This is a genomic window from Microbacterium sp. GbtcB4, assembly GCF_019091465.1.
Taxonomy (GTDB): domain Bacteria; phylum Actinomycetota; class Actinomycetes; order Actinomycetales; family Microbacteriaceae; genus Microbacterium; species Microbacterium paraoxydans.
In genome coordinates, this window is record NZ_JAGXJJ010000002.1 from 284742 (window position 1) to 299923 (window position 15182).

The 15182-nt window shown below is 65.6% G+C and carries 20 protein-coding genes; 15 read left to right on the forward strand and 5 right to left on the reverse strand.

The window, feature by feature from the left end:
* The first annotated feature begins 19 nt into the window (after window positions 1-19).
* From KVS71_RS05255 to KVS71_RS05285, 7 genes are all read left to right on the forward strand, one after another.
* The gene (locus tag KVS71_RS05255) at window positions 20-436 is read left to right on the forward strand and encodes a hypothetical protein (protein WP_029266140.1); all 417 of its coding nucleotides are present in this window, start codon (window positions 20-22) and stop codon (window positions 434-436) included.
* A 303-nt stretch (window positions 437-739) separates the two neighbouring features.
* Window positions 740-1258 (forward strand): plasmid mobilization relaxosome protein MobC, encoded by a 519-nt coding sequence (gene mobC, locus KVS71_RS05260; protein ID WP_029266142.1) that lies wholly within the window; start codon window positions 740-742, stop codon window positions 1256-1258.
* Between the two features lie 2 nt (window positions 1259-1260).
* Window positions 1261-2667 (forward strand): relaxase/mobilization nuclease domain-containing protein, encoded by a 1407-nt coding sequence (locus KVS71_RS05265; protein ID WP_029266145.1) that lies wholly within the window; start codon window positions 1261-1263, stop codon window positions 2665-2667.
* 286 nt (window positions 2668-2953) lie between these two features.
* Window positions 2954-3820 carry a metallophosphoesterase gene (locus KVS71_RS05270; protein ID WP_051667912.1) on the forward strand — a complete coding sequence of 289 codons (867 nt, stop codon included), beginning with the start codon at window positions 2954-2956 and terminating at the stop codon, window positions 3818-3820.
* A gap of 570 nt (window positions 3821-4390) precedes the next feature.
* Window positions 4391-5101, forward strand: coding sequence for a hypothetical protein (locus KVS71_RS05275; RefSeq protein ID WP_102207978.1), 711 nt, complete (start codon window positions 4391-4393; stop codon window positions 5099-5101).
* Window positions 5098-5808: a hypothetical protein gene (locus KVS71_RS05280; RefSeq protein ID WP_051667914.1), complete on the forward strand. Its 711-nt coding sequence runs from the start codon at window positions 5098-5100 to the stop codon at window positions 5806-5808. Before KVS71_RS05275 ends, KVS71_RS05280 begins: the two co-directional genes overlap by 4 nt.
* A gap of 20 nt (window positions 5809-5828) precedes the next feature.
* Window positions 5829-6128 carry a hypothetical protein gene (locus tag KVS71_RS05285; protein WP_029266153.1) on the forward strand — a complete coding sequence of 100 codons (300 nt, stop codon included), beginning with the start codon at window positions 5829-5831 and terminating at the stop codon, window positions 6126-6128.
* 5 nt (window positions 6129-6133) lie between these two features.
* On the opposite strand, the gene KVS71_RS05290 is transcribed toward KVS71_RS05285, so the two are convergent.
* On the reverse strand, window positions 6134-6277 hold the full coding sequence (locus KVS71_RS05290) for a hypothetical protein (RefSeq protein WP_156040315.1): 144 nt from the start codon (window positions 6275-6277) through the stop codon (window positions 6134-6136).
* Between the two features lie 29 nt (window positions 6278-6306).
* Between KVS71_RS05290 and KVS71_RS05295 the strand changes: the two genes are divergently transcribed.
* Complete coding sequence (locus tag KVS71_RS05295) at window positions 6307-6588, forward strand: hypothetical protein (protein ID WP_029266155.1); 282 nt, start codon at window positions 6307-6309, stop codon at window positions 6586-6588.
* A 413-nt stretch (window positions 6589-7001) separates the two neighbouring features.
* Here the strand turns inward: KVS71_RS05295 and KVS71_RS05300 are convergent, their stop codons facing one another.
* Complete coding sequence (locus tag KVS71_RS05300) at window positions 7002-7349, reverse strand: Lsr2 family protein (protein WP_029266159.1); 348 nt, start codon at window positions 7347-7349, stop codon at window positions 7002-7004.
* 150 nt (window positions 7350-7499) lie between these two features.
* Here KVS71_RS05300 and KVS71_RS05305 point away from each other — a divergent pair, with 150 nt between their 5' ends.
* From KVS71_RS05305 to KVS71_RS05325, 5 genes are all read left to right on the forward strand, one after another.
* Window positions 7500-7745, forward strand: coding sequence for a hypothetical protein (locus KVS71_RS05305; protein WP_029266161.1), 246 nt, complete (start codon window positions 7500-7502; stop codon window positions 7743-7745).
* Window positions 7742-8392, forward strand: coding sequence for a hypothetical protein (locus KVS71_RS05310; protein WP_029266162.1), 651 nt, complete (start codon window positions 7742-7744; stop codon window positions 8390-8392). The genes KVS71_RS05305 and KVS71_RS05310 overlap by 4 nt, the downstream gene beginning before the upstream one ends.
* Before the next feature lie 79 nt (window positions 8393-8471).
* Window positions 8472-8669, forward strand: a complete 198-nt coding sequence (locus KVS71_RS05315; protein ID WP_071327683.1) for a hypothetical protein — start codon at window positions 8472-8474, stop codon at window positions 8667-8669.
* A complete protein-coding gene (locus tag KVS71_RS05320) occupies window positions 8666-9271 on the forward strand; it encodes a GIY-YIG nuclease family protein (RefSeq protein WP_029266166.1) in 606 nt (201 codons plus the stop codon). The genes KVS71_RS05315 and KVS71_RS05320 overlap by 4 nt, the downstream gene beginning before the upstream one ends.
* A complete protein-coding gene (locus KVS71_RS05325) occupies window positions 9253-10392 on the forward strand; it encodes a hypothetical protein (RefSeq protein WP_062635485.1) in 1140 nt (379 codons plus the stop codon). The genes KVS71_RS05320 and KVS71_RS05325 overlap by 19 nt, the downstream gene beginning before the upstream one ends.
* Before the next feature lie 59 nt (window positions 10393-10451).
* Here KVS71_RS05325 and KVS71_RS05330 read toward each other — a convergent pair whose 3' ends face one another.
* The 3 genes from KVS71_RS05330 to KVS71_RS05340 all read right to left on the reverse strand — a co-directional run bounded on the left by KVS71_RS05330 (window position 10452) and on the right by KVS71_RS05340 (window position 12308).
* Window positions 10452-10853: a DUF3224 domain-containing protein gene (locus tag KVS71_RS05330; RefSeq protein ID WP_197971866.1), complete on the reverse strand. Its 402-nt coding sequence runs from the start codon at window positions 10851-10853 to the stop codon at window positions 10452-10454.
* Window positions 10854-11041: 188 nt separating this feature from the next.
* A complete protein-coding gene (locus tag KVS71_RS05335) occupies window positions 11042-11530 on the reverse strand; it encodes a hypothetical protein (protein ID WP_029266170.1) in 489 nt (162 codons plus the stop codon).
* Window positions 11531-11678: 148 nt separating this feature from the next.
* Window positions 11679-12308 carry a uracil-DNA glycosylase gene (locus tag KVS71_RS05340; protein WP_199787686.1) on the reverse strand — a complete coding sequence of 210 codons (630 nt, stop codon included), beginning with the start codon at window positions 12306-12308 and terminating at the stop codon, window positions 11679-11681.
* Window positions 12309-12586: 278 nt separating this feature from the next.
* Between KVS71_RS05340 and KVS71_RS05345 the strand changes: the two genes are divergently transcribed.
* Together KVS71_RS05345 and KVS71_RS05350 are read left to right on the forward strand one after the other, a co-directional pair.
* Entirely contained in the window at window positions 12587-14455 is a 1869-nt protein-coding gene (locus KVS71_RS05345) for an alkyl/aryl-sulfatase (protein ID WP_036331343.1), read from the forward strand.
* A 12-nt stretch (window positions 14456-14467) separates the two neighbouring features.
* Complete coding sequence (locus KVS71_RS05350) at window positions 14468-15091, forward strand: hypothetical protein (protein ID WP_051667916.1); 624 nt, start codon at window positions 14468-14470, stop codon at window positions 15089-15091.
* Window positions 15092-15182: the final 91 nt, after the last annotated feature.

Genomic DNA, 15182 nt, shown 5'->3' on the forward strand with positions numbered 1-15182 from the left:
GCACCGTTAGGAGAACACCATGCGAAGGACCCGTAGTCAGCTCCGAGCTGCGCAGATCGCCGCGCTGCAGGCCGAGCAGGACGCCTACGACAAGAACGTGAACGACGCGATCAAGGTCGCGGCGTTCGCACGCTGTGACGCCGTCGAGCAGCTGTACGAGCTTCTCGACGTCCAGCCTGAACCACCCATCATTCGTGATGGCAAGCACGGCCGCTACGAGGTCACGTCCGATAAGGACGAGGCCAAGCGCGCTGCTCGCCTCATCGAGGCTGTCACCGTCCTGCTATCAATTGAGGAGCAGCCTACGACGCAACCAGTCGGCAGTGATCGTCAGGTTCCTGCTCAGGCAGCTGAGAGACCGCCGCAGGCGGCTTCTCCGGCCCTGGTCGCGACGACTTCAAGCACGCCGACGGCGGTCAAGCAGCCAGCCGCCTGAGCGTTGCGTCGCCCGCGGCCCCGTGCGGTCGCGGCGAGTAGAGAAACCCCATCTGCCCTCGAAGAGGCGCTGATGGGGTTTCTCCGTTTCGGAAGGTGGCGCCACGACCTGTGCGTGGAGGCGGGAGCCTTCATCCGGGTGTCGGGCCGGAGGCCTGACCAAGGAGTATCCAAGGACAGGAGCGCAGCGATATGTCTGACGGATAAACTGCTTGCCGTTATTTGTGTAGTCTGGGACCACCCTCGCGGAGCGGGGAAGCAAAGGCCCAGACTGCACAAAGAACCGAGCGAAGGGGACGACCTGATGACGAGGACCGGCAAGGCGAGCGAAGCGACGCCGCGTCGTCCGAGGAAGAGGGTCGTCAACTTTGCGAAGCGCCGCACACTGAGGTTCAGCGACGACGAGGAACGAGCCGTCGACGACGTGCGGCGAGCTTTGGCCAAGTCCTCCGGACGCGACCTCGAAGAGGTCTCCTTCTCCGAAGCTCTGCGCCTGCTCATTACTGACCGTGAGGGTGCCGCCGAGGTGGAAGCGAGGGCGCTGGCTATCGAGCGCCAGGGCCCGAACGTGACCGACTGGGGCCTGGCCGACATCTCCGATCGGCTCGGGTACGAGCTCGGTCCGATTCGCAATCACATCGCGCATATCGGCGGCAACCTCAATCAGATCGCGAAGCGGCTGAATATCGGCGACCCGGTGACCGCTGGGGAGGTCTCGGAGGCTCTCCTTACGGTGGCTGAGCTACGCGATGTTCCCGACGATATCGAGAAGCGCATCGCACGCCTCGTGGACCATGGCCTGCCGCCGCGCGGGACGGTGTAGTTATGCCTGTTGTGGTGGCGAGCTCGACGCGGTCGGCCGATGCGCTGATCAACTATGCGCTCGATGACAAGCCCGAGCAAGATGGCGAGCGGTACGTCATGGCGTCCGGCGTGGGCGGCATGCTGGTATCGGTCGCGAAGCAGCAGATGCGCGACGTCCGCAAGAAGTGGGGTAAGGACAAGCCTGGCGCGTTCGTCCAGGCGTATCACGTCATCCAGTCTTTCGCGAAGGACGAGTTGGACCCCGAAGAGCCAGACGACTGGCTGACGGCTCAGAAGCTCGGGACAGCACTCGCAGAAGAGAGGTTCCCCGGCCGACAGGTGCTCGTTGTAACACAACGAGACGGGCGAACAGGCTGTGTGCACAACCACCTCGTCGCGAACTCCATCGAGACCAAAACCGGCCGCAGTCTCAACAGTTCAGTCGTCACGCACGCACGCCTTGTCGAGGCACATGAGCGTGTTCTTGAACAGCGCGGCTTCGAGCAGCGAGCGGACCTCAAGCAGGCCTTCAGCGACGCGAACGAGCGCTTCGAGCGGGGCGAGCCGAGCGGTCTTCGCCGCGCCGGGTCGACCGCGGACAGTGAGCTTCGCGAATGGCAGCGGCACATCATCTGGGAAACAGAATGCGACCTCGCGGATGAGTTCGGTGCGCCCCGCAACAAGCAACCTTTTAGTCTCACCGTGCTGAGGGCGAGCATCGAGAACACGCTCGCCGATCCAGCCGTTGTCGACTGGGACAGCTTCGTCGAAGTCGGTAGAACCCGAGGCGTTCAGATCGAACAGCGCGGCAAGAAGGGCCGTGGCATTTCGTACGGCATGCTTCGCGAGAATCCGGACCGAACCCCAGCCGATCCAACGCCGAGTGATCGACGCCGCTGCACCACACTCGGCACGGCCTTCGAGAGGGACGCTGTTGAGACCGCTTTCGCTCGCAACAGCGCGGTGACATTGTCCGTGCCACAACACACGACTGTTGAACGCCGACTGTCGCCCAAGAAACGCATGATGATCGCTCTGGACGAGGCGACACAGGAGGCAAATCGCGCCGCGCAACGCCTGGTGGCTACAGCCCTGTCAAACGCCGACGCGATGACAAGCGAACACGAGAATTCCGGTGCGCACGCTCCCACCGAGCTACCCGCAGTCCCGGGCACAATGGGACTGTCGGAACTCCGAGAAACTCAGCCACGGATCGCGGACCCAGAGGAACCAGAAACGGAGGTCACGGTTCCCGACTACCGTCCGCACGACGTCGAGCAACCGCGATCGGCGCGGCCGCAGGCTAACACCGGTGAGAATCAGGAGACCTCCCCCAAGCCTCGCCCGCTGCGACTGCGGTTCCCCGCACTCTTCGAAGAGGCGGAGCTTTCCGCGCCCGATCACCAAGAACGGAGCATCGGCGACTAGCACTGTGCAGTGGGTGGCCGGTGACCGCCTCGTGTCCATATAGTGGTCCGACGGTGCCCACACTACATAGTCGCTAGTGGCAGTCCGAAAAACGGGCTTCAGCTGGTCCTTTACAGGCCGGTTCGTGGTCACTAACGAGACACCGGCATTTCGCTGGGCAGCAGGGGTGGCCAGAACATGACCACAATATGGTCGCTCGGCGCCCACTGATCTCGGCCGTTTCGCATTCTCCACGTTGAGTTGTCGACGCCATGTCCGAGTCGGCACTCACGGGCATGATGGATGGATGCAGATCCATGAGACAGCCGACAGCTTCGACCTGCCGGATGAGCGCGTGTGGGTCGTGGGCGACCTCCACGGCAATGCTGGATGGATTCAAACGCTGCTGCCCGCGATGCGTCGGCATGACCCATCGCTGCGCACCATCCTTCAACTCGGAGATTACGGTTTCGAGCATGCTCAGCCCGGGACTGGCCCGGTCGATTATTGGGCGAAGCGCACAGGCATCGAGCGCGTGCTGGTCACGCCTGGCAACCACGAAGAGTGGAACCACATCACCCCGGCGCAGGAAAGCGCCTCCGGTATGGCGATCAGGGTCAGTGACGTCGTGTGGCTCATCCCCCGGCCGTTCCGTTTTCAGATCGCGGGACGCGAGGTGCTATCGCTCGGCGGCGCGTCCAGCGTCGACAAGGCGTTTCGAACTGCGGGCAAGGACTGGTTCGAGGATGAACTCATCACGGAACCGATGGAAGCCGCCGCGATTGCCGGCGGCCCGGCCGACCTTATGCTCACGCACGAGTCTCCAGCGATCGCGGTACCGGAGGTGCAGCGGCTGCTCACGAACAATCCGCATGATTTTCCTCCCGAGGCGTTGGCCGTATCTGCTGCACAGAGAGAGCGTGTGCAACGTGTATCTGATGCTGCGCTCCCCCGCTTGCACATGCACGGCCATATGCACGTTTACGGTAAGTTTGAGCGCGAGGACGGCAGGACCGTGGTCAGTCTCGATCGGGACACGTTTGCCTGCAACGCAGGAGTGCTCGACCTCGCGGGCCTCGCGTTCAGCCCACTTCCACTCAACGAGATCCGCGGCGGAAGACGACGGTACAAGCACCGCGCTGATCAAGGCGATGGCGCCGTCGTTCGCAGCTGATGGACCGGCGGATCGTCACCCTCCGCGGGATGATGCGAGCAGCCCGGAAGCGACTGGCCTCATGCGCTCTCCACTTCGAGGCGCAGATCGCGCTGCCCCGAACCGGTTGCTGGGGGCTTAGCGAGCGCCCCAGCTCCGTAGGAGCATTCCGCTGAGCCCTGTGCTCATCCGCCCAGAACTCGTCTCCGGGCGTGGCACAAATCTGACCTCTCTGCCCTTCTAATCACGGGAATGAGACCTCAGCGGACGCCGATGGAGCTAAGTGTGTCATTGGACCGCCAGCGGCCTGGATGATGATGAACCCGGCTCGATGCTGAACTCGATGAGCCGAATCGTATTTACTTTGTTTATTCCGCGGGGCAGCTCACGTTGCGCGCACGCCGGCCCACGCAGCTACGTGGTCACGTCGCTCTGAACACATCGACGCGGGACGTCGATAGCTAGGTCACGGGCGCCTGCCCCGGCCGCGCCGACTACGACGATGTCGACCTGATCGCTGAGGTTCTGCATCAACAGTGACCCCCGCCGCTTACGCAAGCTATACTCGCTAATGACCGTTAGGATCCGATGATGTCGAACGCAACCGCACACCCCCTCCGCAGCGATCGACGCGCATACCTCACGGCGACTCGGTCGGACGAAGGTCGCGAGATCACCATCAAGATCGTCGGTCCTGTGGAATTCACGGACCACGAGGCCGAGGAGCTCGCGCACGAGCTGAACGTGCTGGGCTCCAGCGGTCGGCGCGCTCACCTCATCAGCATCCTGCAGGGCGTGAACAAGGCGCTCCGGCTCGAGGAAGAGCCTGGGCACTCGTCGCTGACGGAGGCTGAGCTGGACGCACTGCGCGCAGCCGGCTCGCTCGTTGAGCCGGAGAACGCGCTGCCTGTCGAAGAGCGCCCCAGCGTGCTCACGGCCCTCCGCCAGCAGGACATCCTCGCTGAGGCGCTGCCGACTAAGCGCGTCGCAGAACTGCTCGACGTGACCGAAGGCCGAGTGCGCCAGCGCCACGGCGAGGGGACTCTCTTCGCGATCCCGGGCCCCGGCCGCGGCCTGCGGTTCCCGACGTTCCAGTTCACCGACCACGGTGAGCTCCCGGGCTGGGGAACGGTGAGCCGAGCGCTGCCCGAAGGGGCGAACCCCGTGGCCGTGGAGTACTTCCTCACTCACGCTCACCCCGACCTGGGAGACGGCGAGCTGACTCCTGCCCAGTGGCTCGCAGCCGGCAAGCCCGCAGAACCTGTCGCGGCGCTGGCCGAGCAGGCGTTCTCGATCCGATGAGCGCGCTTCCTGCCCCCGACGCATCGAAGTTCCCGCATCCTCTCCCCCCGAGCGCTGTCCGTACGCTGCCGGCCGGCACGATCTTCGGACGCATCTACGACGCCGGCGGCGCTCACCCTGCCCGGTGGCACGAGCTCCGCCACTTCGGGCCCACGGGGAGCCGATTCGATCACCACCCCGATCCCGTGGGTCACCATCCGAACCACGCCGTGACCTACGTCACGCCCCAGATCACGGTTCCACCGGAGACGGCAGTTCAGAGCCTCCTGCTCGTTTGCCTATCAGAGTGCTTCAGCGACCGAGGCGTCATCGAACGCGGTGGCGTCGGAGCGGGAGGGACCGGGGGCACGCAGCCTCGGTTCGTGCTGTTCGCGACCACCCGCGAGATCACACTCCTCGACCTTATCGACAGCACCTGGGTCACGGACGTCGGCGGGAACGATCAGATCAACACTGGCGATCGGTCGCTGTCCCGGCCGTGGGCCCGCGCCATCCACCAGGCATATCCCGACGTCGACGGCGTCTTCTACCGCCCCCGCACCATCGCGCAGCGTCCGCAGCTCCCCGAGGCTCGCGCCGCGGCGCTGTGGGAGCGCGCCGAAGACGCCCTGCCGGTGAGCCCGACCGCGGACATCGAACTCAGCTCGCCTGGACTCACCGTGACGCTCGAGTCGTTCGCGAAGACCCTAGGCCTCGGCTTGGCGTAGAGACCCGAAAGGAGGGTGTCATGACCGCCCGTACCTGGTCTCAAGACCTCGAATACCTTCGCACTACGCTCACGCGTGCTCAGCAGACGCGCTATCGGCGCCAGGAATTTGTCCAGCTCGAGGACGGCAACACGGAGCTCGGATGGGTTCTCTATGAACGCGAGCAGATGCTCGCAGCAGTGAACGCTCTCCACGCCGCTGCAGGCAAAGCGCCCGTCTCGAGCGACCAGCTCCAGGCTGCAGAAAGCAGTGCCTGTGGCCATGTCGACTATACGTCGAAGTTCGCCATCGGGTGCGCGGACCTGGTGGCCGCGGAATGAGTCCGTCATCCGCCACCCCGCACGCCTCCGACTCGGCCGAGCAGCGCATGGCGGAGCAGCGCATGGCGGAGCGCGCGATCGTCGCGGCCGTCGCCGAGCAGCTGGGCGTCGCGCTCACTCCCGCTCGGATCGCGATCGATGACGCCCACATGGAGATCGACGGGCGACCCCAGACCGCATGGTCCTCGTGGAGGCCTACGCCCGTATCGGCGCACTCAAGGGTGCGCAGCCCCGCAAGCTCGCCACCGACGCGTTCAAACTCGCCTGGGCCGGTCAGAAGCTCGGTGCGACCCGGCTCATCCTCGCCGTGGCTGACGAGGCGGCGGCCAGCTACCTGCATCGCCCGGGCGCGTGGCTGACGGCTTCCATCCGCGACGCCGGCATCGAGATCATCGTCGCCGAACTCGGCGACGTGATGCGCGAAGCGATTCTCGCGGCGCAGGCTCGTCAGTACCGCTGAGATTCAGCTACTGTAGCTCGCGGCGGCCGCGACGGAACTTCTTCTTCTTGAGCGGCGCCGTCGGCCGTGGATCAGCTGCCTGCGAGAGCGGATCGACGTACCCTCGCCGGTTCGCCGGCACCCACCCCTTTGGTGTGTGATCGCGCTCAGCATGGCGTGCGTCGAGCCCGGCCTCACGCCGTTGCCCACGTGCGCGCCCCGCGCGCGCCTGGCGCTCTTTCGCGATGCGTTCACGCTCCTGCTCACGCAGGACGTCCGCTCGCCGCTGCTCCTCAGACGTAAGCCGCGGGGCGCCATCAGAGGAACGAACCGGGTGCTTCTTTCCGTCGCCGACGCGCAGACGGATACTCGCGGCGTTCTTCGCCTTCCAGTTCGTCCCCTGCTCGAACCCGCGCGCCTCTCCCACGGCGGCCTCAGTGCGCGGCGTCGTACGCCTGCTGCACCGCGTCGGGGACGCGGCCGCGGTCGGAGACCTGGTGACCGTTCTCCTTCGCCCACGCGCGGATTGCCGAGAGGTCGCGCTTGGCGGCGCCCTGCGAGTTCCGGCGCCCACGGCCTCCGCGAGTACCGCCGGCGGACACCCGGCGGGCTGCCGCGATCCACGGCTCAAAGGCCTCTCGCAACGCTGCTGCGTTCTTCTCGGACAGATCGATCTCGTACGCGGTGCCGTTCAGGGAGAAGGTCACCGCCTCGCCGGATCCGACTTCCAGGACTTCTCCGTCGATGTCGTCGACGAGCTGATGCACGATTTTGCGGGCCATGCCGCCGAACATATCAGCCAGCATCTAAGCCGAATCGCAATGGTGGCCGATATCCCGCGAACTGCGTGCGGGATTCGAGACCACTCTTGTCGATGTCGACCTCTCGACGTACCATTACTAATGCATTACTAACACGCTTGGAGGCCTCGAATGGCTGCACGACCGATCAGTTTCGCCGTCGAAGAGACGGACGTCCCTTTGCTCCAGGAGCTCGCCGATGCGTTCGGCGGCGGCAACCGCAGCGAATTCCTGCGCGTCGCCATGAAGGAGTTCAAGAAGAAGCTCCGCGTCCAGCAGATGAACGATCTGCACGCCGAGATGCTCGAAGAGCGCGGCGGCAAGGTCTACACGACCGAGGAAACGCTCAAGCTCATCGAGGACTTGGGAACCTCATGAACAGCCAGCGGGAGCGCCCTCGGATCGCGGTCGTCTACGACATCAACGTCTACCTCGACCACATCCGTAGCGGCACCGGAATGCTGCTCCCCGACAAGCTCCCCTCCCCTTCGGCGGCATCCGACGCTCTCTCGCTCGCGTTCGATCAGCAGGTGCGTTTGTTCACCTCGCCGCACATCCTGCGGAACGTCCACCGCCTGATGATCGCCTCCGGGCAGTCTGAACGAACCACGGCCAAGTACATCGAGTTCGTCGCCGAGGCCTGCGACGACTCCGGAGGCGCGATCGTGGACCCGGTCGTCCGCGACTATGCCATCGGGAATCACGAGGACAATAACATCCTCGCCCTCGCGAAGGACCCCGCCGTCGACGCGGACGTGATCGTCTCCTCCGACCATCACCTCATCGATCTCGGTCCCGCATGGAACGGCCGGCTGATGATGCGGCCGCGACAGTTCACCTCGCACATGGTTCGGTCCAGCTTGCAGAGTGCGGCTCAGCACACCCCCGCCCCGAAGGTGCCGCGGACTCCCGCGCCACCGAAGCGCGTCTCCGATGCCTTCCCCGAGCTTCGCGGTGTGCACCTCGATCGGTATGGTCTTGCTGGCTCCTCCGCACCTCAGCGAGAAGATGGCCTGCAGCACTGAGAACAACCCGGGACACTGCCGACCTTCGAGGACAATCCGTGGGAATGCGGTCAACGAGGGCATCGTGCATGATGACCTCATGAGCGCATCGCACGACGTCATCACCCCCGCCGAGCTCGGCCGCGAACTCGGTCACAACGACGGTGATCGGCCCGGCATCACTGTGCGCCGCTATCTGCGCGAGCGCTACCCCGACCACTTGAAGAACCAGCGCTGGGAGCTGACCCCCGAGCAGGCCGACGAGGTTCGTGCGCACTTCGGCAGGACCTCGGCGTGAGCGCTGACTCCCTGCACGACCTCACCAATCCTGCCGTCGCCGCGCTCACCGGAGAGCGCTGGGCGATCATGGAGGCCGCGCAACTCGTCCCCGCCCGTCCCGGACTGTACGCCATCTACGGCGACGAGCAGGCCTGGCGGGATCTCCAGCTTGAGCCGGCTCCGGATCATCCCCTGTACGTCGGCAAGGCCGAGGAGAGCCTGGTCTCGCGCGACCTGAACGGTCACTTCGCCACGAACCCGAAGTCCAAGCCCCGCACCGGCGGGTCCACGGTCCGGCGGTCGTTCGCCGCCCTCCTGCGCGACTTCCTCGATCTGCATGCGGTCCCGCGCAACCTCGCGAAGCCGGAGCGCTTCGCGAACTACGCCCTTGCCGACGGCGGCGACGCACGCCTCAACGAGTGGATGCACGCGCGCCTCCAGCTCTCTGTCTGGCCGGCGCCAGCGGACATGCGGGTCCCGCTCGGCGACGTCGAGACCAGCGTCATCGTGCGCCTCACACCACCGATCAACTTGGACAAGAACCCCGGCAGGCTCCCCCGGCTCTCGGCTGCTCGAGCCGCGATGGCCGCCGAGGCCGCCGCGTGGCGCCCCGAGGGCTGAACGCCATCGTGGAACTCGAGATCACCGCTACTCCGCGCGAGACACTCGTCTGGGCGCCGTCGACCGAGCACGCTGCACAGCTGCGACGAGAGCTGACTGACTCCGGCTACCTAGTGCTCGATGCTGATCCGTGGGAGCTGAACCAGCAGAGCATCATCCCCGAGGGCGAGCATCTCGAGTTCGACCCTGCGCGGATCTTCAACGTCGACATCGGCGCCGACGCGAACGCGTCCCTGCAGATGCTCGTCGACTCCGGTCACGTGCTCTTCTGGCACCGGTGGCATCCGCGACCAGCCCGGAAGATCTGGGGGGTCGCCGTCTCGTCGCAGCGTGGTCGCCGAGCAGGCACCAGTCCGGTCGAAAGCGCCGTGCACTTCGGACTCAAGGTCCGCGGCAGCCGCGAGCTCGGCCTCCGCATGTCGCGCGAGACCTACGCCCGGATCAACAAGCGCTCCTCCCTGCAACGCTGGTACCGCGAGGAGGACCCGTATCTCTGGGACGCGATCGACGACAGATACGAGGACCCCGACCACCGCATCTACACAGACGCATGGTGCTCGTTCCTCCAGGAGCTGGCACTGGCGAACTACGACCTCAACATGGCGCACTTCGCCTCCCTCGACACTGCCGAGTTCGATGCCGCGCTGCAGGCGGCAATCACCAGCCAACCGGGCATGACCGAGGTCACCGATCTCACGAAGTGGGATGGGGTGCCCGGCCTCTACGTCATGGTGCTCGACGAGTACCGCCAGGCGTATGTCGGCGCGACGAACGCCTCGGTCGGAGTGATGAAGCGCATCAAGCAGCACTGGACCGGTGCGAAGCCTCTGGACCGGTTGATCTGGCCCGATCCCCGAACGTCCATCCTCTCGATCGACAGCTTCAGAGCTCTCGACACCACGCGCATCTTCGCCGCCAGGACCTCGCGGTCGTTCGACGGTGAGAACCCGCTGCTGGACCTCTTCCCGCCGCAGTTCATGTTGAACCGCATCATGGGCGGCCGCGATGTAGTGAAGCTCGCCGGCCTCGTCGGCGTCGACCAGGTCATCAGAACGCGCGTCTTCGACGCCGCCGCGCCTGACCAGCAGACTGAAGCCGCGAGCAATCTCAGTCAGGCCTGAGACACCTTCAACAGGCGAGCCGCTTGCGCTTCACCCGTGCTGTCAGCTCAGCGCGTAGGTCAACAGGTAGCGGTGTTCCCGTCGATGATCTCGAGGTCGAGCGTTCCGGTGATTCCTGCCAGGTCCGCGGTTCCCGAGCCGGGCACGATCTCGTAGCGCAGCTGTTGGTCGGGTGCCGTCATCGTTCCGAACTGCTGGAACGCGAAGCCTCCGCGCAACCCGTCGAGCTCGCCGTCAACGGTTTCCACGGCGACATAGCCCGCCTTTCCGGTTGCCGGATCGCCAGCTGCGAGCATCGTCCCGGCCCCCTGCCCGGCAAGGTCACCCCGCCATGTCTTGGTGATGACCATTCGGCGGATGCCCGCCTGATCGTGCTCCGCGGGCTCGAGCGACACCTCGAACGTTCCTCTTGCCGTCCTCATGTCGCCACTGACCTCCGCGGTCCTGATCTCTTCGCCCATCAACGCGCTCAACGGTGTCCTCTTCCTGTCATGGCTTCGACGTTACGGGGCGCGAGAACCAGCGTGCTTGAAGATTCGCGACACCATGTGTCCGTCGGGACTCGCCTGGAACGAGCCACCAACTGCAACAGAACAGCCCCCATTCGCTCCGAGAGCGTGGGGGCTGTGCCGACTAGTGAGCGAAGTGCTTACTCGCGGCTGAGGCGCACGGTCATCGTGGTGCCCATCGCGGTGACCTCGTAGCTGAGCTCGTCGTTCTCGTACGTGAACGTCTTGGTCGCGTCGCTCGATGCCATGATCGAGGACTCGGTCTTGGACGTGTCGTTCGCCGAATCGAAGGTGAACGAGTCGCCCTCTGCCGGGACCTCGACGGTGCCGGCCCAGTACAGCGACTTCGTGTCACCGCCGTCGGCGACCCAGTGGACCTCGATCGTGTCACCGGTGATCGTGGCCTCCTGCCACGCGTCCTCGGAGTTGGAGTTGTTCTGCTTCCAGGAGCCCTCCAGACTCACCGGCTCCGGAGCTTCCTCCTCCTGGACCTGCTCGGTCTCGGACGAGGAGGACTCGCCGCCAGACGACGAGCTGGACGGTTCGGGAGATGCGCACCCCACGGCGCTGATGCCGAGGAGTGCCAGAAGTGCGATGGTCGCGCCGAGCTTGGGTGCTGTGATGTTCAAGGGATGCCTCTCCGAGCAGGTTGATGTCGACGCTGACCGTATCAGCGCCTACTGACACCTTCGGTTCTCAGTGCGAGACGCGAAAGGCGCTGATGACCATCGTTACCGGACGGTCATCAGCGCTCGCGTGGCGAGCTCCCCGTGCCCGTCATGGCGTCGATCGCACGGGCTCGAGCAGACCTGCCACCTCGACGAACGCGTCGGCTCGTCGCTTTACGCGTGCAGCTCTCTCCTCGAGATCCCGCACGAAGAGAGCCTGCGGCGAAGGGTGAAACGTCCGAACGACGGTGAGACCCCGCTCACGCTCGATCTCAGGGGACTGCCTAAGCAACCGGCGCCAGGCGTGATCCGCATCACCACCCTGGAGTAGCACGACCTTCAGCCTCGGCGCGAGTTCCAGCAGGTGCAGGATCGTCTGGACGCCGGCATCCAGCTCAGCCGCCTTCGGGGCGCGGTTGATGTACCAGGGGTACGCATTCCACGGCAGCAGCTCGTACGGAGATAGCGCTGCTTGCTCGAGCAGGACCGCCTGAAGCTCGGCGCTGCCGTCGTTGTTCTCGACGCAGATGAAGCCCGAACCCTTGCCGTCCTGCGTCGCGGGCCCTGGATCGCGAAGAATGCTCAGCACCCGCGCTTCGACTCCACCATGAAGGGGCGCGACGTACGGCGCCCACCCGCGGCCGACCTCACGCAGTTCGTCGACGTACTCGTTGACCGGCGCGATGTGCAGCGCATAGCGATCGTCCCACTGCTGCTGTCGAAACTCAGGGTCCGCCATACGTCGGGGCATGCGCCGACGGTATCAGCCAGCGTCCGTCCGGGTGTGCGGGATGCCGCACGTGCGACCGAGGGAGTCGCCACCCATGAGGCATCCCGCGTGAGGCCTCCCCAGCCTCGTCCCCAGAACCGGACACCCGCGGGGGCCCGCGGTGATCCGATACCTCAGGATGCCGCGTGACAGCGGCCGGCACAAGGTTCAGACGAAAGGTGGTTGTCACCGTCTTTCGTGACCGCAAGACTCGTCGTGAACTGTTCTTCGGAGACGGGAGCACCATCATGGGTCAGCGCGACGCATCAGAGACCATCCGGCAACAGCAGGCAGAGCTGCAGGCACGGCTCCCGTTCGACGATGAGCGGGATCTCGCGGCGGCCGAGCGAGGATTCATCGGCACGCTAGACGAGCCTGCGATCCGCAACGCCGCCGGCGATATCATCTGGGACGCGTCCACCTATGACTTCTTGCAGGGTGATGCTCCGGAGACGGTGAACCCGAGCCTGTGGCGCCAGAGCACGCTGGTCGCCAAGCACGGCCTGTTCGAGGTCGTGCCCGGCCTGTACCAGATCCGCGGGCTCGACCTGTCGGTGATGTCATTCGTCGAGGGCGACACCGGCGTGATCGTGATCGACCCGCTGATCTCGAAGGAGACCGCAGCCGCGGCGATGGCGCTCTACCGGCGTCACCGCGGTGACCGCAAGATCACCGCTGTCATCCACACCCACTCTCACATCGACCACTTCGGCGGCGTGCAGGGCATCGTCTCACAGGCCGACGTCGACGCGGGGGTCGAGATCATCGTCCCCGCGGGCATGGTCGAGCACGCGGTGGCAGAGAACGTCTACGCGGGCACCGCGATGGGCCGGCGCGCCGGGTACATGTACGGCGCGGCACTCGCACGCGGCCCGCAGGGGGCAGTCGGCGCCGGTCTCGGACAGACGACGTCGACCGGGGAGGCGACCCTGCTCGCGCCGACGCTGGAGATCACCGAGACGGGGCAGACCCACACCGTCGACGGGCTGGAGATCGAATTCCAGATGGCGCCGGGCACCGAGGCGCCCAGCGAGATGCACTTCTACTTCCCGAAGTACCGGGCGCTGTGCATGGCGGAGAACGCCACGCACACGCTGCACAACCTGCTCACCCTGCGGGGCGCGGTCGTGCGGGATCCGCACGTGTGGTCGCAGTACCTCACCGAGGCCATCGAGCGTTACGGCGACGACGCCGAAGTCGTGTTCACCTCGCACCACTGGCCGACCTGGGGCAACGCGGAGATCCGTGAGTTCCTCGGTCTGCAGCGGGACCTGTACGGGTACCTGCACGACCAGACGCTGCGGATGCTGAACCAGGGCATGCAGGGCGCCGAGATCGCCGAGGCGATCCAGCTGCCGCCCGCGCTCGAGAACGCCTGGCACGCCCGCGGCTACTACGGCTCGGTCAGCCACAACGTAAAGGCCATCTACCAGCGGTACATGGGCTGGTTCGACGGGAACCCGGCTCGGCTCTGGCCGCACGCGCCGAAGGAGCAGGCGAAGCGCTACGTCGACGCGATCGGAGGCATCGACCGGGTCCTCGAGCTCGCCCGCGCCGCCTTCGACTCGGGAGACTTCCGCTGGGCGGCCACACTGCTCGACCACGCGGTCTTCACCGAGGAGAACAATGCGGAAGCGAAGGCGCTCTACGCCGACACCCTCGAGCAGCTCGGCTACGGCGCTGAGAACGGCACCTGGCGCAACTTCTTCCTCTCCGGGGCGACCGAACTGCGCGAGGGAAACTTCGGTACCCCGACCGTGACCAACGCCCCAGCCATCCGAGCGCAGCTCACCCCGGAACAGCTGTTCGATGCCGTCGCGATCACCGTCGACGGCCCGCGCGCCTGGGACCTCGACCTCGGATTCGACATCACACTCAGTGATCTCGACCGCTCGTTCCACGTCACGCTCCGCAACGGCGTGCTCGTCTACGTCGAGCGCGAACCCGCCACAGATGCCGCACTGCATCTCACCCTCACCAAGGAGCGGCTCATCCGCCTCGCCGGCGGAGACCTCGACGCCGAGGGCCTGGACGTGCGCGGCGACCTCGGCGTCCTGAAGCAGTTGCTCGGCGTACTGACCCCCGGAGACCCGGCATTCGAGATCGTGCTGCCCTAAAAGACGGCGCGCATGGACGCCACCGAGAAAGTCACTCATCCCGGCCGGTGGTTGGAGGTGGCCACGGTGGTGCTGCTGTCCATAACCGCGGTCATCACCGCATGGTGCGGATTCGAGGCGTCGAAATGGGGCGGTGAGATGTCTATCGCCTTCAGCCAAGCGTCCAGCGCACGTGTCCAGGCCGCCTCCGCCGAAAGCAGGGCCCAAGCGGCGCGCCAATACGATCTGACCATCTACACCGAATGGGTGCTCGCCACCGCAGACGACGACCAGGAACTCGTCACCTTCATCGAGGAACGCTTCACGGACGAGTTCCGGATCGCGTTCGACGCCTGGACGGCGGAGGGGCGCGTATCCCAGGGGCCCCTCGCCAGGGAGGAGTACATTCCGCCGGGGACCGAGGAAGCGGAAGACCTGCACGCGCGCGCGGACGCCAAGTTCGACGAAGCACTCGTGAACAACCAGCGCGGAGACAACTACGCTCTGCTCACCGTGCTCTTCGCGCTCGTGCTGTTCTTCGCGGCGCTGTCCCAGAACCAGCGCGCCGAATGGCGCCGGCGCACCTTCTTCATTCTGGGCCTGACTCTCGCTGTCATCGGTGTGGTCATCTTGGCGACGTTCCCCGTGAAAGTGTGACTGGCGTCGAAGCCCTGACCTCTCGGCCATAGCCCAGCGAATAGTCTGGTGAAGCCGGTAACCGAAAACCGGCCCGGCACGAGCTATCGCA